The organism is Pedobacter sp. A2324 (assembly GCF_059693705.1).
This window is the reverse complement of record NZ_JCASSK010000005.1, coordinates 357,742-378,270: the sequence shown is the minus strand read 5'-3', so window position 1 is coordinate 378,270 and position 20,529 is coordinate 357,742. Positions and strand designations below refer to the sequence as shown.

Below are 20,529 nucleotides of genomic sequence, written 5' to 3'. Positions count from 1 at the left end.
TCAATTTAATATTTAATCATGAAGAAGAAAACCATATTTATCATCATCGGCATAGCAATAGCAGCTTTTGCCGTCTGGTACTTCGCCCTCCGAAAAACGGAGCAGGTTGTTGTGCTTCAAACAGAAAAACCAAGTATAGGTTATATCTCTGAAAACGTTACAGCAACAGGTAAAGTTCAGCCAGTTGATACCGTCGCGGTGGGTACCCAGGTATCAGGAACAATTAAAACGCTATATGCCGATTTCAACTCAAAGGTAAAAAAAGGGCAACTACTGGCTGAACTTGATAAAACGCTGTTCGAAGCATCAGTAAATCAATACCAGGCTAATCTGGTGAGCGCACAGAGTGCCTTGGTTTATCAACAAGGTAACTTTAGCCGACAAAGCAACTTATACAAGGTTGGTGCGGTTAGTAAGGCAGATTATGACAATGCTTTATATACCATTAACGCCGCTAAAGCCTCAGTAAACAGTATTAAAGCGCAGCTGGCTTCAGCACAGAAAAACTTGTCACTTGCCAGTATCTACTCTCCTATTGATGGAACTGTACTATCCAGAAGCGTAAGTGAAGGTACAACGGTTGCAGCCAGTTTTAGTACGCCTACCATCTTTAGCATCGCCAAAGATTTGACCAAGATGCAGGTTGAAGCGTCGGTAGATGAGGCCGATGTAGGTAATATTGCTAAAGGTGAGCGTTCGACTTTTACGGTAGACGCTTTTTTGAATGACACCTTTAAAGGAACTATTGAGGAAATCAGGTTAAACCCGACTATATCATCCAATGTGGTTACTTATACAACTATCATTAATACCTCTAATAATGATAATAAGCTGAAGCCCGGAATGACTGCGAACATTACCATCTTCACTAAAGAAGTAAATAATGCGTTGCTTATATCAGCTAAGGCAGCTAAATATAGTCCCGATTCAACTTTGAATGCCAAGTACAAAATGACCTGGGTTAATGCGGATAAAAAGCCTGCCGCTGCAGATGAAGCCTATGTTTGGGTGCAGAAAAGCGCAGACGAATTGGTTCAGAAAAAGATTAAAACAGGTTTAAATGATAATACTCACATTGAAGTTATATCAGGTTTAACATCATCGGATATTATTATTACGGGTTCACAAGCCATGGGCAAAAGCGAAGCAGCAAGTCAGGCTCAATCGAGTCCTTTCATGCCCAAACGTCCGGGCGGCAACAGGAAAAAATAATGGAACAAAAAATATTAGATATAAAGGATTTGAAGCGTGAGTTTGTGATGGGCGACCAAACGGTGCGGGCGCTGAAAGGTATCACTTTCGATATCAAGGCGGGCGAGTTTGTAACCATCATGGGCAGCAGCGGATCGGGTAAGACGACACTCCTGAACATTCTAGGTTGTTTGGATAAACCGAGCGATGGCGATTATCTGCTTGACGGTGTTGACGTAAAGAGTTTAAACCGTGATGAACTTGCCGGATTAAGAAACACAAAAATTGGTTTCGTATTCCAGGCTTACAATCTTTTGCCCAGAACTTCGGCTTTGGAAAATGTAGAATTGCCATTATTTTACAATAAAAGCATCTCTGCAGAAGAAAGAAAAAACAGGGCGATAAAATCACTCGAATCGGTAAAGCTAGCAGAGCGCTTTGATCATACGCCAAGTCAGCTTTCGGGTGGACAACAGCAACGGGTGGCGATAGCAAGGGCATTGGTTAATCATCCGGTGATGATACTGGCTGATGAAGCAACGGGAAACCTGGATACCCGTACGTCATACGAAATTATGGCATTGATGCAAGAATTGAATAAGGAAGGAAAGACTATCGTTTTTGTCACACACGAGCCTGATATTGCCGCATTCAGCACCAGAACAATTATGCTGAGAGATGGAAAAATACAAAAGGACAGTATAAATACCAATCAGCGCTCGGCAAGGGAAGCTTTAGACAGTTTACCGGAGTCAGATGATTATTAATTAATGAAAACATGGCCATTTTAAATTTATTAAGAATTGCTTTCTTAGCATTGCAGCGAAACAAACTCCGTGCATTCTTAACCATGCTGGGCATAATCATCGGGGTTGCAGCGGTAATTGCCATGATGGCAATTGGTGAAGGTTCGAAGCAAAGCATCAGGTCGTCACTTTCGGGAATGGGTTCCAATACGATCACCATTATGCCGCAAAGTAACGAGCCCGGAGGCGTTCGTTTACAGGGAAGCAGCATACAGACTTTGAAGATGGAAGATGTCACCGCCATTGAAAAACTACAGTCAAAAAACATCAATGGTTTATCTCCTGTAGTATCTACCAGCGGGCAGGCGATTAAAGGTGCGTATAACTGGCCTACTACCATCACCGGGGTAAGCACTGATTATATCAATATCCGGCAGTTGAAGTTGAACGACGGAATTTTGTTTTCAGATAAAGATGTAAAGCGCTTCGCAAAGGTTTGTATCCTGGGGCAAACAGTTATTGATAACCTTTTCCCTGATGGAAGTAATCCGATTGGCCAGATTATCCGGTTCAAAAGCATTCCTTTTCAGGTGATCGGCGTTCTGGAGGCAAAGGGACAAAGTAACTTTGGTCAAGACCAGGATGATATTATCCTGGCCCCTTATACCACAGTTCAAAAAAGAATTACAGCAACAAACTATCTGCAAAGCATTTACGCATCGGCAACTACTGAAGCCAGCAGTGACGCTGCTACAACCGAAATATCTGATGCGGTTAGAGAAAGTCATAGATTAACGGAAGCAGAAAGTGATGATTTCCAAGTACGTACACAGGCTGAACTGATCAGTACCATCAGCTCGACAAGTAGTATGTTAACGGTCTTGTTGACTGCAATTGCGGGTATATCACTTTTGATAGGTGGTATAGGCATAATGAATATTATGTACGTATCGGTTACAGAGCGTACCAGGGAAATCGGTTTACGTATGTCAATCGGTGCCCGGGGACAAGATGTTTTAATGCAGTTTTTAATAGAGGCAATTTTAATCAGTATCACCGGCGGTATTATAGGGGTAATTCTGGGCGTAAGTTCTGCTTACCTCATTTCTTTCTTCCTGAACTGGCCAATCCTCATTTCCGAATCCTCAATTGTTATTTCCTTTATTGTATGTGCCGTTACCGGTATTTTCTTCGGCTATTATCCAGCTAAGAAAGCATCAAATCTAGATCCGATCGATGCATTAAGATACGAGTAGCAATCCAGTATCGGGGCTTGTAGGTTGAGAGATTACTTGTTCCGATACACTACTCCGTTGCTATGGCAAGAGTGGTCAAAGGAAATTATTTCATATCCCAAATCATCATTAAAAGAGAATAAATAATAACTTAGCCATGCAGACTGCCAGACCAAAAACAATGACCATTAACTTTTCAAACAAATGGATGAAATTGACATTGCACATTTTAGTATGGGTAGTGCTGATTACACTACCGTATATTCTAAATGTAAACAGGGGACGGCCTCCCCGTTCGCTTACTCATTATGAAGAAACCCAATTTATAAGACTTAATTTCATCAGTTACTTCTACTGGATAGCCATTTTCTATCTGAACAGCATGATTCTGATTCCAGCTTTTTTTTACAGAAAAAAGTACCTGCTGTATGCTTTATTTTTCGTTGCCTCATTGCTGATGGCGATAACAATCCATGCCCTCTTGTTTCGTAACTTATTACCTGATTTAGACTTTAACCTAGGTAGAACCCTTTGGTTTAATACGCCAACTTTCTTGTTAACAATTGCCGCCAGTACGGCGTTTACCATGGTTTCTGACCGAATCAGCGAAGAAAAACGTGTTTTGCAGCGTGAACAGGAAAACATGAAAACTGAGCTATCCTTTCTTCGTTCACAAATTAGCCCGCATTTTATTTTTAACGTATTAAACAACATTGTAGCATTGGTACGCTTAAAAAGCAATGAACTGGAACCCACAGTGATGAAACTATCCGGGCTGATGCAGTATATGCTTTATGAGACAGATGAGGAAAAAGTTGCTATTAAAACAGAAACAGAGTACCTGCAGGCTTATATTGATTTGCAAAAACAACGATTTGGGAAGAAAGTGTCTATTGAAACAAATATTGCTATTAAAAGTGACTTTGACGAAATTGAGCCCATGTTGTTAATTCCTTTTATCGAAAATGCATTTAAGCATGGGGTAGGCATGATCCAAAATCCCCAGATTTTTATTGACTTGAAAACCGAAGACGAAAAATTGACTTTTGTGGTTCGAAATAAGTACAGTCTGGATGAACACGAGGTAAAAGATGGGGCATCCGGTATAGGGTTAGCAAATGTATCACGGAGGCTCAATTTATTGTATGGAAATAACCACCACCTGGCTGTTGAGAAAAATGATGGATGGTTCAATGTAAACTTAACTTTAAAATTAGCGATATGATAAGATGCCTGGCCATTGATGATGAACCATTAGCGCTGCAACTACTGGCAGATAACATTAGTCGTATCCCTTTTCTGGAGTTAGTAGCAAGTTGTGATGATGCCTTTGCTGCAAATAAGATCATGCAGGAACAGCCCATCGATTTGATTTTTATCGACATCCAGATGCCAGGAATTACCGGCCTTCAATTTATTCAAAGCCTCGTTAATAAGCCCATGGTTATCATTGTTACTGCCTATAAACAATATGCCCTTGATGGATTTGCGCTCGACGTTATAGACTACCTCATGAAACCAGTATCGTTAGATCGTTTTATGAAAGCCTGTAATAAGGCCAGGGATTTGTTTGAGCTTAAGCAGCCTGTCACGCAACATCATCAGCCTAAGCAAGATTATATGTTTGTTAATGTTGGATACAGCTTAATGAAGGTAAATTTTGCCGAAATCACTTATATAGAAGGTTTAAAGGATTATATTCAGATTCATACTTTTACAAGTCCGAAGGCTGCTATAGTTCGCATGAGTATGAAAGCCATTGAAGAAGAGTTACCGGGTAATTTTGAAAGAATTCACAAATCCTTTATTGTGAATATTGAAAAGATAACCGCCATACGTAAAAATGCGGTTTTTGTAGGCGAAAAAGAGCTTCCCGTTAGCGATAGCTTCAAAGGTGTAATTGAACGTCTAATAAAATAAACTGCCTTAACCCACTGGGCATCACTTGCATACTGTTAAGACGAATACTCCGAATTGTTACACCGTTTTTACTTCATCTTCGCTGTAATCTTTGATATCAGTAATGTAGCCGTTTATCAGTAAGAAATCAAATAATGGTTTGGCTTCGGGTGTAATGGGCATATTTGCCGTTGTAATTACTTCGTTGGTTTTTTTATCCAGGAAAGGGTAAGCAAAGAGGCGTACATTGGTATTAAACATATCATTCACATAACTTAAAAGCTGTCCGGAATAATTTTCGCCCTTGAAGTTGGTAGAATTAAACACAAATTTAAGGTTATTGATGTTTGTGGCTAGCCCCACACTTTTCGGCTTACAACGGGCCAAATATTTCGCCAGTCTGTTATGGCGGGTAAAGTTAGATACAATCACAATATTCCCCGTGTCACACATGTCTTGGGTACGTTTGGCCACCGCTTCCAGATCGATATCATCTGGCGTCTCCTGATCATCTGTTAAAACATTTGTTAATAACACTTCAATCATAACGGCCAGATTAGTATCCTCAACTTTATTGGTACGTTTAAACTGATCTGTAGCTTTATTAAATAAATTAAAGTTTGGCAATGATTTCTGTCCATACTTGGTCCTCAGAATCATGATATCTTTTTTATATAATAAATCTTTAGCCTGACGCGGATGTGCGTCTGCATCGAAGATTGCTGCTGCTGAGAAATCCTTCATAATCATGTACAAATTAAGAAGTATATTGTCAACACCAGGAAATGCAGGACCTTTAACTGAAATCAGGTCAATTTCAACTGAGCCAATGGTGAGGTTATCGGCCAGCGATTCCACCATTAGCTTGGGATCCTGATTGTGGTAAAATGCGGCATAAAGTAAATTTACACCAATGATGCCCAACACCCGTTGTTGCATACTCACATCTGTATCTAATAAACGAACGTGGAAGTAAATTTCATTCGGCGCTCCGCCAGGTTCATTTTGAAAACGAAGTCCAACCCACCCATGTGGCTCATTGGTACGTTTATAATTTAAAGTAGTAACCGTATCGGCAAAAGCAAAAAACGTTCTGCTTTCGTACTTTTCACCAGATAATCGTTCATTGAGCAGTCCGAATTCGTGATCGAGCATTTGCAGCAGTCTGTTCTGACTTACATAGCGGCCGCTTGCTTCGGCGCCGTAAATTGCATCACTGAAAGTCATATCGTAGGCAGACATGGTTTTGGCTACCGTTCCAGATGCTGCGCCAGCATTAAAAAAGTTCCTTGAAACCTCTTGTCCTGCCCCAATCTCGGCGAAAGTACCATAAATTCTAGGGTCAAGATTAATTTTTAATGCTTTGCGTTTAGTATCCAGAATTTCTCTTTCCATGCGGCAAAAGTACAAAATTTTGATGTTAAGGCAGTTTTAAGAATTCAACTTAAAATCAGTCTAAATACTGCAGGCAAAAAAATAAGGTTGATATCATCCGATACCAACCTTATAAACCTAAACCTCAATAATTGTGAAACCTAAGGGCAATTCTACACCACTTATCTCTCCTTCGGCCCTTCCAGGATCCACAATAAAAACCTAAACTATTATGAAAATCCCCTCATGGAATATCTTATTTACGATACCACAATTTCTTTGTGCAGTGATGCGGTATTGTCCTTTTTGCTAATATTGATGCTTAAGATACCATCTTTATATTCAGCAGTAATTTTATCTCCGTCAGCTTGCTCTGGTAGATTAAACGACCTTGCGAAAGAACTGTAGTCAAATTCTTTACGGGTAAAATCTTTTGCAACCTGGGATTCATCCTTTTTAACTTCTGCCCAAACTGAAAGTGTATCTTTTTTCAGGTTGATTTGAAAATCTTCTTTTTTCAAACCAGGAGCGGCCAACTCAATTACATAAGCACTCCCGTTTTCATGTATGTTTACATTGGGCGATTTATCAACCATTTTATTTTTAGTGATCGCATCGCTAAACAATGAATCGAAAACATTGTTAAAATAAGGAGCTGTGTTGCGTGTTCTGTTGTTAAAATTTACTAGTGTCATATCTCTTTTTTTTTATTTTTTAATTTGATATTAACCTTTATTCAACTTACATACCAAACCAAATATTTATGATTTTTAAGACATTTTGGCAAAACAAATCAAAATCAAAAGACAATTTGTCATACATAAGAGCCTTTTCGGACAAATTTAACTTCAAAACGAACATTCATTTACGCTTCATTGATTTTGATATGATGGGACATGTAAACAATTCTGTTTATTTCACCTACCTTGAAATTGCCAGAACAAAGTATTGGGAAGAGGTTATTCATTGGGATTGGAAGAAAACTGGAATTGTAATTGCCCATGCCGAACTTGATTATATTTCACCAGTGGTTATGCATGATAAAATAGCTATTCATGTGAAGACATCCAGAATTGGAAATACCAGTTTCGATCTCGAATACCAGATTGTCAAGATAAGAGGGACCGAAGAAGAGATTTGCAGCAAAGGTAAAACAGTATGCATTGCCATCGACTATGCAACAGGTAAGCCAACAACTATTCCAGAGGCTGAAAAGAGAAAGATGCTCGGATTCGAGCAGCTAGAATCATAAGATATTGATTAAAAGGACTGCACACAGATCTTCTGCATGTGTGCAGTCTTCATAATCAGTTGGTATCCGGCATGATTTTACCTGGATTTAATATTCCATTCGGATCAAACACACGCTTAATACCACGCATTAAATTCAAGTGAATTTCGGAGTATTTAATTGGCATGAAGTCTTTCTGAACCAACCCAATGCCATGTTCACCTGATAAGGTACCTCCCAGTGCGGCAGTGAGTTCAAAAATTTCTGCAATACCAAAGCTTAATTTATCTTTCCAGTCTTCATCGCTCATTCCGGCTTTAATAATATTTACATGTAGATTACCATCACCTGCATGCCCGTAACAAACACTTTCAAATCCATATTTAGTTCCTATTTCTTTGATGCCGCCGATCAGCTTTGGTAACGCTGCACGCGGAACAACAGTGTCTTCTTCTTTATATACGGAGTTCGCCTTTACAGATTCGGCCATTGTCCGGCGCATTCTCCAAAGCTCTTCTTTTTGTGTGGCGGTATCAGCAAATAACACTTCTGTACAATGATGCTCTTCCAACACCACGTTGGTTTTTTCACAGTTCTTAAAAATATCATCTAAATCATCACCATCAAATTCGATCATCAGTAAAGCGGCTACCCCATCCTTCAAATCAAATTTGATGTCATCGAATTTGATCACCCACTCTACTCCTTTTCGCTCCATAAATTCCAATGCGGAGGGCGTTACCCCAGCCCTAAAAATAGCGGAGACCGCAGCACAGGCATCCTCGTTGGTACTAAAGGAGCCCATCATTAAAACGGATTGAGTAGGCTTGGGTAAAAGCTTGGTCACAATTTTTGTAACAACACCTAAGGTACCTTCAGAGCCTATCATTAGCTGCGTGATATTATAGCCAGAAGCATATTTCAGGGTATTGGCACCAGTCCAGATGATTTCTCCGTTAGGTAAAACCACTTCCAGGTTAAGTATATATTCCCGAATAGTACCGTATTTTACTACTCTCGGTCCACCGGAACCATGTGCAACATTTCCACCAATAAAACATGAACCCTTGCTACTCGGATCAACGGGGTAAAGCAGACCTTTTTCTGCTACGGCGTTTATGAAATCTTCTGTAATTACACCGGGTTCAACGGTAGCTTGTAAGTTATTAATATCAATTTCAATGATTGATTTAAACTTTTCCATTGACAAAGACACACCTCCATAAATTGGTAATGCGCCACCACTTAATCCTGTCCCCCCTCCACGCGGAGTTACCGGAACATTGTGGCTGTTACAGATCTTCAACAGCTGCGATACATCCTCAACCGAAACAGGTTTCACCACAATTTCCGGCTGATAACGCAAATCTTCCGTCTCATCATGACTATACTGGTCCAGACTATCTGCATCGGTAAATACCTTTTCTATGCCTAAAGCCAGCTGAATCTCGGCTAAAATTTCAGTATTAATTTTGGTGAAGCTCATTTTCTAAATGTCTGAGGTGTAGGATAATTTAACAAAAGAATGGCCGATTTGTCCTGGCATTGGTGGATTTAATTTTTTGATACTTACATCCACCCCATCAACAAAGGGATAACGGTCAACAACTTTTGAGATGATATTATTGAGAACGGTCTCCAAAAGCTTTTGTGTATTCTCCATTTCTGCACATATAATGGCATTAAGATCCTCATAATTTACCGTTTCACTCAGATCGTCGTCGAAGCCCTGCGGATTGAAACGGGTTTCCAGATCCACAATAAAGTGATTTCCAGTCAGCTGTTCTTCTGGATAATAGCCGTGCAATGCGAAGCATTTCACGTCTTTTAAAGCAACAATTTGTTCCAGTTTCGCCATTTGTATTTTGTATGCCGCTAAATTAAATTTTTATTAATGAATTTCATGCCCAATGTTGTAAATTGTTACCTTTGAAATGAACCCGATTGAATAACCAGATTAGAAAACGAAGATGAGCAAATCAGTAAAAAAAGACCTTTACGAGGCGCCAGACTATTATTTATTGGACGAGTTATTAACAGAAGAACATAAATTGATTCGTGCAACAGCCAGAGAATGGGTTAAAAGAGAGGTTAGCCCTGTAATAGAAGATTATGCCCAGAAAGCTGAATTTCCTAAACATCTGATTAAAGGATTAGCAGATTTGGGTGCTTTCGGCCCGACTATTCCTGTTGAATATGGCGGTGCGGGTCTGGATTACATATCATATGGCATATTGATGCAGGAAATTGAACGAGGAGATTCTGGTATTCGTTCTACGGCATCGGTACAGGGCTCTTTAGTGATGTATCCGATTTATGCGTATGGAAGTGAGGAACAACGCAAAAAGTATCTGCCAAAATTAGCAAGTGGCGATCTTATGGGTTGTTTTGGTTTAACTGAACCAGATCATGGATCGAATCCCGGGGGAATGGCTACGAATATTAAAGATGTGGGGACACATTACTTATTGAATGGGGCTAAAATGTGGATCAGTAATGCGCCCTTTGCTGACATCGCGGTGGTTTGGGCTAAAGATGAAGCCGGTAAAATACGCGGGTTGGTTGTAGAACGCGGTATGGAAGGCTTTTCTACACCCGAAACTCACAACAAATGGAGTTTACGTGCATCGGCAACCGGTGAACTTGTTTTTGATAATGTTAAGATTCCAAAAGAAAACATGTTCCCCGAAATTAGTGGACTAAAAGGTCCCTTAGGTTGTTTAAATCAAGCGCGATATGGTATTGCATGGGGTGCGCTTGGCGCTGCTATGGATTGCTATGATACGGCATTACGCTATTCAAAGGAACGAGTACAGTTTGGTAAACCGATTGGTGGGTTTCAACTACAACAGAAGAAACTTGCAGAAATGATTACAGAAATAACCAAAGGTCAGCTTTTGGCGTGGCGACTGGGTACATTAAAAAGTGAAAACAGAGCTACTGCCGAACAAATTTCCATGGCAAAACGAAATAGCGTAGAAATTGCTTTAGATATCGCCAGAAATGCGAGGCAAATGTTGGGCGGCATGGGGATTACTGGCGAATACTCCATTATGCGTCACATGATGAACTTAGAATCAGTGGTTACATATGAAGGGACTCATGACATACACTTGTTAATTACCGGTATGGATGTAACCGGATTAAATGCTTTTAAGTAGTATCGCTTATATTTGCAATCGCTAGCTTTTACCAAATATTAAATTTACATTATATAATAAATTTTGCACATCGCTCATGGATTTTAAAAAATACACCTACATCCCTGCACCTCCTGAAGAAGTTTATCTGGCGCTTACAAAAGATTTAAGTATCAAGCTGTGGACAGGTGCGGAGGTAGAATTTGAGGAAAAACCAGGTACAGAGTTCTCTTTCTGGGATGGAGACATCGTTGGAAAAAATATTGAATTTGAACCAAATAAAAAAATTGTACAACAATGGTATTTTGGCGAGGATGGTGAGCCATCAATCGTAACCATTAAACTTCATGAGGATAAGAAAGGCACATCACTTGAGTTTAAACAAACCAATATTCCTGATGAAGATTATAAAGATTTTACGGAAGGTATTGAAGAATACTACCTCGGAGGATTAGTAGATTTCTTTGATGAATAGATATTAATTACGTTCAATCAAAGCAATTTATCATCTAGCTATCGGGCATTTCAATTGCTATATGCAGAACAGCCCTGATCAATTTTGCCCGAAATATTTTAGTAGGCCAGTCATTTTAAAACAATCTAAAACGTATAATTGTTCATGAAATAAAAACTATGAACAGAACTATAGGCCTCATATTAATCGTAATTGGCATTGCCATGTTGGTGTGGACAGGTTTCAGCTATACAAAAAAGGAAAAGATTGTGGACGCTGGCCCAATACAGATATCTGCTGACCGAGAGAAAAGCGTAAACTGGCCACCTTATGCCGGGGGAATTATACTGATAGCCGGGGTTGTTGTATTTGTTACTTCGAGAAAGAAATAGCAAAAGGCCATCTGACAAATCAGATGGCCTTCTCTTAATATTACTATTTATGTATTGTATTCTTAGCAGCGTTTGTTATGCTTTACTCTGTTCTCTGTCTCACAGCCTCATATAAAATTACACCGGCAGAAACAGAGACGTTGAGCGACTCAATTTTCCCATTCATAGGAATTTTGGCTAAATGATCTGCTACCCGAAGTAACTCATTTGAAATCCCTTCATCTTCAGAACCCATTACAATTGCAGTTGGCATGGTATAATCAGGTGCATAAATCAAATCATTTGTTTTCTCTGTGCAGGCTACGATCTGTAATCCACTATCCTGTAAAAACAAACAAGTTTTATGAAGATTGGAATGTCTGCAAATCGGGATGCTAAACAGTGCACCAGCCGATGTTTTTATGGCATCAGCATTGATCTGAGCTGCATTTTTCAACGGAACAACAATGGCGTGCACACCTACACACGCAGCGGTACGTGCAATAGCCCCCATATTTCTCACATCGGTTACACTATCCAGAACCAAAATTAGTGGAACCTCCCCTTTTTCGAAAATGGCTGGAACGATATCTTCAATATTCTGGTAGGTGATCGGAGAGATAACAGCAATCACCCCCTGATGATTTTTGGTTGACATTCTGTTCAGCTTCTCTACTGGTACAGAATTCAGCGGAATCAGCGTGTCTTTTAAAAGTGCTTTAAGCTCAAGAAACAGTTCGCCGCCTAAACCGCGTTGCTGATAAATGGTTTCAATATCTCTACCTGCTTTTACGGCTTCAATTACGGCTCTGATACCAAATACAAATTCATTATTTTCTTTTGCTCTCTGCGGTCTTCTAAAATTATTCATGTTTCAAAATATTTTACAAAAGTATTCAATTTAATGCTTCAGGCATAATCTATATCCCCTTTATTAACGATTTATAGCTCACAAAGTGTTGAGCGATGGAAAACCCTATAAACAAATCTTATTCGCGATCAATTTGTTAACAAACAGCTAGTAACTTGTTCAGCCAATCGCGTCAAAATTTAACTACTTTTGTAAAATGAGTATGGATAACGAACAAGGCGGAAAAAATAGCATATCAGCGCGCAAAGCAAGACTAAGCAAAACGGTAAGCTCAATGGGAAAATTACCTCCCCAGGCACTGGATTTGGAAGAAGCGGTGTTAGGTGCGCTGATGCTTGAAAAAGATGCCCTATCAGCTGTAATCGATGTTCTGAAACCTGAGGTGTTTTATCATGAGGCCCATCAGAAGATTTTTGCAGCTATACATATGCTGTTTGAGAAATCAAAACCGGTAGACATCTTAACGGTGACATCGGAATTACGTCAAATGGGTGCACTTGAAATGGTTGGCGGCGCATATTACATCACCAATCTTACAAATCGTGTAGCCTCTGCAGCTAACATTGAATTTCATGCCCGTATCATTTCCCAGAAATATATACAGCGTGAACTGATCCGGATTTCTACGGACATCATTACGAACGCTTACGAAGATACAACTGATATCTTCGATCTTCTTGATCACGCAGAAAAAGGACTTTTTGATATTGCCCAAAACAACCTCCGCAGGGATACTCAGAAAATGGAGGATATCATCAAGCAATCTCTTGCAAATCTGGAAGAACTAAGAACCAAGACTGATGGATTAACTGGAGTGCCTACGGGCTTTACCGGATTGGACAGAATTACAGGTGGATGGCAAAAACAGGATTTAGTGATCATAGCAGCCCGTCCTGCGATGGGAAAAACCGCTTTTGTACTTACCTGTGCAAGAAATGCCACTGTGGATTTCCAGAAGCCCTGCGTGGTGTTTTCATTGGAGATGTCATCAGTCCAGCTGGTGAATCGTTTAATTGCCGGAGAGGCAGAAATTGAACAGGAAAAAATAAGAAAGGGAAATTTACAGGAATGGGAATGGCAGCAGCTACATAGTAAAATCGGCAGGTTAACGGAAGCTCCGCTGCTTATCGACGATACCCCTGCTTTGAATATTTTCGAGTTCAGGGCAAAGTGCAGAAGATTAAAGTCTCAGTATGATATTCAATTGGTTATTGTCGATTACCTTCAGCTCATGCATGGAAAAGGTGAAGGCGGTAAAGGTGGCGGTAATCGTGAGCAGGAGATCGGTAGTATTTCAAGGGCACTAAAATCTGTAGCCAAGGAGCTAGATGTTCCTGTGCTTGCTTTATCGCAGTTGAGTCGTGCTGTAGAAAGCAGACCCGGACTGCAAGGTAAACGCCCCATGCTATCCGATTTACGTGAATCGGGATCTATTGAGCAGGATGCCGATATGGTACTTTTCCTTTATCGTCCGGAATATTATGGTATTACCGAAGACGAGCAGGGCCGCTCACAAGCCGGTATAGGTGAAGTAATCATTGCTAAACACCGTAATGGTGAAACTGGCATTGTGCCCTTACGATTCATTGGTAAGTTTGTAAAGTTTGCCGATTTAGAAGAAGATTTTGCTGCTCCTACTTCATTTGCAGCTGCTGATCCGTCGGCGGGCATGTATCCCTCTCAGGATTTTGAGAAACAAAGTAATGTGATTATCCGTCCTTCAAAAATGGACGAATATAATGATGATGATCCACCGTTTTAATACCCAGCTGGTATTATAACAAAAAAGGAAAAGCTAAAACTTTTCCTTTTTTTATGATTTTTTAAGCTCCTTTCTTTGCTCCTAAACTTTGCATCAACTGCTCGTAAAGATCATCACCCGATGCTTTCTGTGGTTTCATTTTCTTAACTGTGGCGCGCTTACCTTTTGCTTTAGCTTTGATAATTTTAAGTAACTCATCACTATAGTCGTCTTTGAACGCACTAAGGTCAAATTTCGAGGTATACTGCTTAATCAAAGCCAATCCTACATCCATTTCTTTTTTAGTGATGGTGATGTCTTCTACCTTTTCAATCTCCGATAAATTTCTGATTTCCTGTTCAAATCTGATCTTCGTGACTACAATAACGCCTTGCATGGGATGAATAACACACAAGTTTTCAGTATTACGCAACACAAACCTCGCAATACCGGCTTTACCGGATTTTTCAAGTGCCTTCAGTAACAATGCATAAGCCTTTCTACCTTGTTTTTCAGGTTCGGTGTAATAGGAAGTTTCATAGTAAACAGGATTAATTTCTTTCATGTCAACAAAATTTTCCAGTTCAATCATCTTCGTCTTCTCTGGCGAAGCTTCTTCAAAATCATGTTTATCCAGAATAACATACCTGTCTTTTAGAAAGTAACCCTTTACAATTTTATCAAAAGGAACCTCTTTGTGGGTTTTCTCGTTTACCCGCTGGAATCTGATCTTTTCATGATCGCGTTCATCCAACATGTCCAAATCCAGATGACTACCCTGTACACCGGAAAATAATTTAACCGGAATATTTACCAAACCAAAGCCAATTGAACCTTTCCAAATCGATCTCATGAGCTAATATATTTAAATGTGCATGAATAACATGTACTTAAAACATATTGTTTTACTCTTATTTTGATTAAAAAGCGTATTTTAAAACCATTTACCCAATAAATATGTTATTAATGTGCATTTAATCTATAAAAGTACATATGAAGATCGCCTATATTTCCACCTACCCGCCACGTGAATGTGGATTAGCCACATTTAATCAGAATTTAGTTAATGCTTTAAGTTTAAATCCTTCCTATGAAGCCAGCGAAAGTTTTGTTGTTGCATTGAACGAATCTGAAAGTCTTGATGAACATGCATACCCGGAAGAAGTTAAATTTGTAATCAGACAACAGAATCAACAGGATTATATAGAAGCCGCAGATTTTATCAATAACAGTCAGATTGATACCTGTATCATCGAACATGAATTTGGTATATATGGTGGCAATAGCGGCGTATTTTTATTGTCGTTTATCAACAGATTGAAGAAGCCATTTATTACGGTTTTACATACGGTTTTAAAAGAACCGAATTTTATGCAGCAAACTATTATCAAAGAAATTGCTGCAAAATCCTCGAAAATAGTGGTGATGAGTAAAAAGGCAGTTTTATTCCTGACTAGCATCTATCAGATTCCGAAAACTGCTATTAAATTAATTGAGCACGGCGTTCCGGATTTAGAACCGTTAATGGATAATGAAGTTTCACGAAGCGAGTTATTTAAAGGAAGGAAAGTGCTATTTACTTTTGGTCTAATCAGCCGAAATAAAGGCCTGGAAACTGTTATTAAAGCCCTTCCAAGTATCGTCCAGCAACATCCAGAAGTATTATATGTGATTCTCGGCAACACACATCCAGGGGTGGTAAGGCACAATGGAGAAGAATACCGCGATAGCCTTAAAACACTTGCTAAAGATCTGGGAGTAGAGAAAAACATCGCTTTTGTTAATAAATTTGTATCTGAGGATGAATTACATCAATACCTTACCGCTTGTTATCTGTACATTACCCCTTACTTAAATGAGGCACAAATTACCAGCGGAACTTTATCATATGCGGTTGGTGCCGGTGCAGCTGTTGTTTCTACACCATACTGGCATGCACAGGAATTACTTGCAGATGATAGAGGGAGATTGTTTGACTTTAAAAATGATAAGCAGCTTGCCGAAATCCTGAAGGAACTGTTGAATGACGAACAAAAGCACCTTAAACTGAAAAATAACGCCTACCAATATGGCTTGAATTTACGTTGGCCACAAATTGGAAATGTATATTTGGAAACACTTGAAAGTGCACTTACAGATGACAGGAAACCTAAGCGTTCCATCCCTCCTATTATCGATGTGGAAAGAATGCCTGCATTGAACCTGAACCATATTTCATTGCTAACAGATGATACCGGGATCATTCAGCATGCACGTTTTGGCATTCCCAATTTGAAAGAGGGATATTGTATAGATGACAATGCAAGGGCGTTAATTATGACGTTGATGGCCTACGAGCAAGATAAAAACCAAAAGGCTGTGAAACTAATGCCTGTATATCTGAGTTTTATCCAGTATATGCAGTGTGAAGATGGTAATTTTAGAAATTTTTTAAGTTTCAATCGAAATTACCTGGATGAAGTGGGCTCTGAGGATTCTTTTGGAAGAACAATCTGGTCGCTGGGATACCTGATATCTGCAGCTCCAAATAATTCTTACCGGGAGTTCGGAAGGGAATTATTCTCGCACTCCATTATGCATTTTAAGGATCTGAAATATTTGCGTGGCATGGCGAATACCATTATAGGATTGGCTCATTATTTATCTGTACACCGAGGCGATGAGTTGCTAATCGGAGAAATAAACAGATTGGCAAATTCTTTGAAAGAAGCCTACGCTAAAAATAAAGATGGAGAATGGCATTGGTATGAAGATATCCTGACTTATGATAATGCCATTCTGCCACTGGCACTTTTATATCATTCGGAAGCTACTGGTGATGTTGAATCTTATCGTATTGCAATGGAAAGTATTGCTTTCTTAAATACTTTTTCATTTGAAAACGGATATTTAAATCCGGTCGGCAATGCCGGTTGGATGAAAAAACATGGTAAAAATCCAATCTACGATCAGCAGGCAATTGAAACCATGGCGATGGTACTACTTTACGCAAAAACTTTTGAGATCACCAAAGATGATCAGTATTTAAGCTTCATGCACACCAGTTATGAATGGTTTCTAGGCAATAATAGTTTACACATCCCTTTATATGACTTTGAAACAAATGGCTGTGCTGATGGTCTTCAATTCAATAGCGTAAATAGAAATCAGGGAGCAGAGAGTACACTGGCTTACTTTATATCTCACCTGGCGGTGTTAAAAGCAGCTGAATCAGAATACCAAACGCTGTCTTCCCCCCTGGTAGAGCAAGGGAAAGTTAGTTAAAAGAATATTACTATTTAAGCCTGTCTCGCCTACGTAAGACAGGCTTTTTTATTTATTTTGGTTTGCAGGCTGTGTTTATTCTGATTGAATAATCTGCATTTAATGGCTCGTTTGTTTGAGCCAGTCGCTGTGACCCTGTATTCGCAGGGCAGGCAATGTCGCCCGCTGCATCATATATAATTTTCTGCCCATTTGCCATTAGCTCTTTAGGTACATATACCTGAACTTTTGTGATTGCATATCCTGAGGGAAAATATCGAATATAATATCCATCCGGATGTTTTGTCCAGATACCGCTTGGGACGTCGGATCTGGGAGGCGCCATACCTGCAACAATTGCATATTTCTCCAGATCGGCATAGGTATAGTTGCCAGATGAAACCAGTTGGCGAATGTTATTTTCTGCCTCAAAAACGGTGCGAACACCCGATGGAAGCTGATCTTTTGCTTTTTCCATCACATCAAAAGGCAATATCCCGAGTGCTCCACCCTCTAATTGGGTAAGCTGCTTTGTGCTGAGCAGTTGAAGTGCGGTAACTTTTACCGATCCCGAGTAGTCAGCAAACATAGTTCTGGCGATGATAGTCCATAACAGTGACTGAATATCATGTTGGTTTACCTCAGGATGTTTTTCTGCGCTTTTCAAAATGGCTACAACAACTTCTTCTTTTGGTCCTAGTACAGGTGCAAACATGTATCCATCGCCTTTTGATGGTGCAAATGTTCCTGCTTTCAAGCAATAGCTTTTATTGGTCATCTCATAAAAGCCTTCGCATAAAACGTATCCTCCTTCAGAATTTTTTGGCAATAAATATAAAGGTTGAAATTTTACCCCTGAGTTGAACTCCGGCAATTTTTCCCCTTCCCTATCTACATCTTCAAAAGAAGTTGTAATTGCTGCAGGTTGCTTTAATAGCTGATCTACGCCCAAAGCTTTAGCACCTTTAGCAGCTCCCATTTGTAACAACTTGTCTTTTAAACCACCGAACTGAGCATTAGATTTACTGAATCCTGCCACCATAAAGAGGATGGTAAAACAAATATTTTTAGTGTTTTTCATAATGAATAGATTATAGGTAACACAAACATAGTATTTTAACTATTAATTTTTTGTTAACACTGGAACAGTGAGGTTGAAAGCACCTCAACAATCTGCAACTGATCATATGAATGAATAATTTTCAGAATTTAATTTTGTCATTTAATTTTTAATTCTGATATTTGAAATATTATTTGGCAGACGAGCTAAATAAAAGTCAATCTTAATCGGATTGATTTATAAAGAAGTGGCGAGAGACTGGCTCAGAGACCCACTGGCAACCCTCAGAAAGAGAAGGTGCCAATTCCAGACCAATTAACATGGTGTTATTTGGAAATATAAATTTTAACTGATGAAAACATTATATCTTCAATCGCAGGGCGAATCTAAGTTAAGTAAATCATACATTACCGCTTTCTCTTTGCTTTGCAGTACCCCTAGAATGAGTACTTGTATGTGCTGTTGCATGCAGTAAGTTTATAAATCTTCCCTTTTTGTATCTGTTTCAAACTGGAAGGTCCTGGCATACCAGGATACGCAACCTGACTGGATTAAGCATAATGATCTTTACTGATCAAATCATTATCCACCTCCTTTAAATTAAATACTCACTCATTCAAACAATTCAGAAATGTCAACTCCATATAAATTCGAAACATTACAAATTCACGCAGGACAGGAAATAGATCCGACAACCGGGTCCAGAGCTGTTCCTATCTATCAAACCACCTCTTACGGTTTTAAAAGTGCCGAGCATGGTGCTAACTTATTTGCGTTAAAAGAATTTGGTAATATCTACAGCAGGATTATGAATCCGACTAACGATGTTTTTGAAAAACGTATTGCCGCATTAGAGGGAGGCGTTGCCGCTTTAGCGGTAGCATCCGGCCAGGCAGCGCAGTTTATTGCATTGAATAATATTTTGGAAGCTGGCGATAGCCTGGTTTCCTCATCACATATCTACGGTGGCACCTACAACCAGTTTAAGATTGCTTTTAAACGCCTGGGAATCCAGGTAGACTTTGCTAATCCAGACAGACCTGAAGAATTCGAAGAAAAAATTACGGAAAAGACAAAAGCAATTTATTTAGAAACCATTGGTAATCCTGCATTCAGTGTGCCTGATTTCGAACAAATTGCCGCAATAGCTAGAAAATATGAATTACCTTTGGTCGTTGATAATACCTTTGGAGCCGCAGGCTATCTATTTAAACCTTTGGAGCATGGTGCAAATATCGTGGTCGAATCTGCCACTAAATGGATAGGCGGACATGGGACAAGTATTGGCGGAGTGATTATAGACGGAGGTAATTATAACTGGGGGAATGGAAAATTTCCTCAGTTCAGTGAGCCATCCGAAGGATATCATGGCTTGGTTTTCAGCGATGTGTTTGGTGTTGATGGTCCATTTGGAAATATTCAGTTCATCATCCGTGCACGCGTAGAAGGACTAAGAGATCTTGGTCCGGCGCTTTCCCCATTTAATTCATTTCTTCTTTTACAAGGTCTGGAAACATTGTCCCTTCGTGTTCAGCGGCATGTTGATAATGCCCTTGAACTGGCTATATGGCTGGAAAACCATCCTGCAGTTAAAGAAGTCTCCTACCCCGGCCTGCCTAGCAGCAAATACAATAATCTGGCAAAAAAATACCTGAGTAATGGTTTTGGCGCAGTTTTATCTTTCGAGCTAAACGGATCAAAGGAAACGGCAACAGCATTAATTAATAGTTTAAAGCTGGTTACACACCTTGCTAATGTTGGCGATGCCAAAACGCTAATTATTCAGCCCTCAGCCACTACCCATCAACAATTACGTGAAGAAGAACAGTTAGCCGCGGGGGTTAAACCTAATGCCCTAAGGATTTCTGTAGGTATTGAACACATCGACGATATCAAATCTGATTTTGAACAGGCATTTGCTGCGATAAACATCAATTTATCATCTGATTCATTACAGGCCTAGTTAAAGTTTC

Annotated in this window: 19 protein-coding genes and 1 riboswitch; of the genes, 12 read left to right on the top strand and 7 right to left on the bottom strand. The window is 39.6% G+C overall.

Annotation, left to right across the window (positions count from 1 at the left end; all coding sequences use genetic code 11):
- The first annotated feature begins 18 nt into the window (after positions 1-18).
- From AC570I_RS16755 to AC570I_RS16735, 5 genes are all read left to right on the top strand, one after another.
- Complete coding sequence (locus tag AC570I_RS16755) at positions 19-1,212, top strand: efflux RND transporter periplasmic adaptor subunit (protein WP_497406390.1); 1,194 nt, start codon at positions 19-21, stop codon at positions 1,210-1,212.
- Entirely contained in the window at positions 1,212-1,958 is a 747-nt protein-coding gene (locus AC570I_RS16750) for an ABC transporter ATP-binding protein (RefSeq protein WP_047800516.1), read from the top strand. The genes AC570I_RS16755 and AC570I_RS16750 overlap by 1 nt, the downstream gene beginning before the upstream one ends.
- Positions 1,959-1,969: 11 nt before the next feature.
- A complete protein-coding gene (locus AC570I_RS16745) occupies positions 1,970-3,193 on the top strand; it encodes an ABC transporter permease (protein ID WP_497406389.1) in 1,224 nt (407 codons plus the stop codon).
- A 187-nt stretch (positions 3,194-3,380) separates the two neighbouring features.
- Positions 3,381-4,397, top strand: coding sequence for a sensor histidine kinase (locus tag AC570I_RS16740; protein WP_497406388.1), 1,017 nt, complete (start codon positions 3,381-3,383; stop codon positions 4,395-4,397).
- Positions 4,394-5,092: a LytR/AlgR family response regulator transcription factor gene (locus AC570I_RS16735; RefSeq protein ID WP_497406387.1), complete on the top strand. Its 699-nt coding sequence runs from the start codon at positions 4,394-4,396 to the stop codon at positions 5,090-5,092. The genes AC570I_RS16740 and AC570I_RS16735 overlap by 4 nt, the downstream gene beginning before the upstream one ends.
- A gap of 57 nt (positions 5,093-5,149) precedes the next feature.
- Here the strand turns inward: AC570I_RS16735 and AC570I_RS16730 are convergent, their stop codons facing one another.
- Positions 5,150-6,466, bottom strand: coding sequence for a nicotinamide mononucleotide adenylyltransferase (locus tag AC570I_RS16730; protein WP_497406386.1), 1,317 nt, complete (start codon positions 6,464-6,466; stop codon positions 5,150-5,152).
- A 239-nt stretch (positions 6,467-6,705) separates the two neighbouring features.
- Positions 6,706-7,140, bottom strand: coding sequence for an Hsp20/alpha crystallin family protein (locus tag AC570I_RS16725; RefSeq protein ID WP_047800520.1), 435 nt, complete (start codon positions 7,138-7,140; stop codon positions 6,706-6,708).
- A gap of 116 nt (positions 7,141-7,256) precedes the next feature.
- Here AC570I_RS16725 and AC570I_RS16720 point away from each other — a divergent pair, with 116 nt between their 5' ends.
- Positions 7,257-7,697, top strand: coding sequence for an acyl-CoA thioesterase (locus tag AC570I_RS16720; RefSeq protein WP_497406385.1), 441 nt, complete (start codon positions 7,257-7,259; stop codon positions 7,695-7,697).
- Between the two features lie 55 nt (positions 7,698-7,752).
- Here the strand turns inward: AC570I_RS16720 and AC570I_RS16715 are convergent, their stop codons facing one another.
- On the bottom strand, positions 7,753-9,162 hold the full coding sequence (locus AC570I_RS16715; protein ID WP_497406384.1) for an FAD-binding oxidoreductase: 1,410 nt from the start codon (positions 9,160-9,162) through the stop codon (positions 7,753-7,755).
- A 3-nt stretch (positions 9,163-9,165) separates the two neighbouring features.
- A complete protein-coding gene (gene folB, locus AC570I_RS16710; protein ID WP_497406383.1) occupies positions 9,166-9,534 on the bottom strand; it encodes a dihydroneopterin aldolase in 369 nt (122 codons plus the stop codon).
- A gap of 112 nt (positions 9,535-9,646) precedes the next feature.
- Between folB and AC570I_RS16705 the strand changes: the two genes are divergently transcribed.
- The 3 genes from AC570I_RS16705 (at position 9,647) to AC570I_RS16695 (ending at position 11,662) form a co-directional block, all read left to right on the top strand.
- Positions 9,647-10,837 carry an acyl-CoA dehydrogenase family protein gene (locus tag AC570I_RS16705; protein ID WP_497406382.1) on the top strand — a complete coding sequence of 397 codons (1,191 nt, stop codon included), beginning with the start codon at positions 9,647-9,649 and terminating at the stop codon, positions 10,835-10,837.
- A 76-nt stretch (positions 10,838-10,913) separates the two neighbouring features.
- Positions 10,914-11,291, top strand: coding sequence for an SRPBCC domain-containing protein (locus AC570I_RS16700; RefSeq protein WP_497406381.1), 378 nt, complete (start codon positions 10,914-10,916; stop codon positions 11,289-11,291).
- A 158-nt stretch (positions 11,292-11,449) separates the two neighbouring features.
- Positions 11,450-11,662 carry a hypothetical protein gene (locus tag AC570I_RS16695; RefSeq protein WP_047800526.1) on the top strand — a complete coding sequence of 71 codons (213 nt, stop codon included), beginning with the start codon at positions 11,450-11,452 and terminating at the stop codon, positions 11,660-11,662.
- A gap of 82 nt (positions 11,663-11,744) precedes the next feature.
- On the opposite strand, the gene rlmB is transcribed toward AC570I_RS16695, so the two are convergent.
- Positions 11,745-12,512 (bottom strand): 23S rRNA (guanosine(2251)-2'-O)-methyltransferase RlmB, encoded by a 768-nt coding sequence (gene rlmB, locus AC570I_RS16690; protein WP_497406380.1) that lies wholly within the window; start codon positions 12,510-12,512, stop codon positions 11,745-11,747.
- Positions 12,513-12,708: 196 nt separating this feature from the next.
- Between rlmB and dnaB the strand changes: the two genes are divergently transcribed.
- A complete protein-coding gene (dnaB, locus tag AC570I_RS16685) occupies positions 12,709-14,274 on the top strand; it encodes a replicative DNA helicase (RefSeq protein ID WP_497406379.1) in 1,566 nt (521 codons plus the stop codon).
- A 61-nt stretch (positions 14,275-14,335) separates the two neighbouring features.
- Here the strand turns inward: dnaB and ku are convergent, their stop codons facing one another.
- The gene (ku, locus tag AC570I_RS16680) at positions 14,336-15,106 is read right to left on the bottom strand and encodes a non-homologous end joining protein Ku (protein WP_047800529.1); all 771 of its coding nucleotides are present in this window, start codon (positions 15,104-15,106) and stop codon (positions 14,336-14,338) included.
- 140 nt (positions 15,107-15,246) lie between these two features.
- On the opposite strand from ku, the gene AC570I_RS16675 reads away from it, so the two are divergent.
- On the top strand, positions 15,247-17,517 hold the full coding sequence (locus tag AC570I_RS16675; protein WP_497406378.1) for a glycosyltransferase family 4 protein: 2,271 nt from the start codon (positions 15,247-15,249) through the stop codon (positions 17,515-17,517).
- Positions 17,518-17,569: 52 nt separating this feature from the next.
- Here the strand turns inward: AC570I_RS16675 and AC570I_RS16670 are convergent, their stop codons facing one another.
- On the bottom strand, positions 17,570-18,577 hold the full coding sequence (locus AC570I_RS16670; RefSeq protein ID WP_497406377.1) for a hypothetical protein: 1,008 nt from the start codon (positions 18,575-18,577) through the stop codon (positions 17,570-17,572).
- Positions 18,578-18,790: 213 nt separating this feature from the next.
- A riboswitch (SAM riboswitch) is annotated at positions 18,791-18,901 on the top strand.
- A gap of 286 nt (positions 18,902-19,187) precedes the next feature.
- Between AC570I_RS16670 and AC570I_RS16665 the strand changes: the two genes are divergently transcribed.
- Positions 19,188-20,519 carry an O-acetylhomoserine aminocarboxypropyltransferase/cysteine synthase family protein gene (locus AC570I_RS16665; protein WP_497406376.1) on the top strand — a complete coding sequence of 444 codons (1,332 nt, stop codon included), beginning with the start codon at positions 19,188-19,190 and terminating at the stop codon, positions 20,517-20,519.
- Positions 20,520-20,529: the final 10 nt, after the last annotated feature.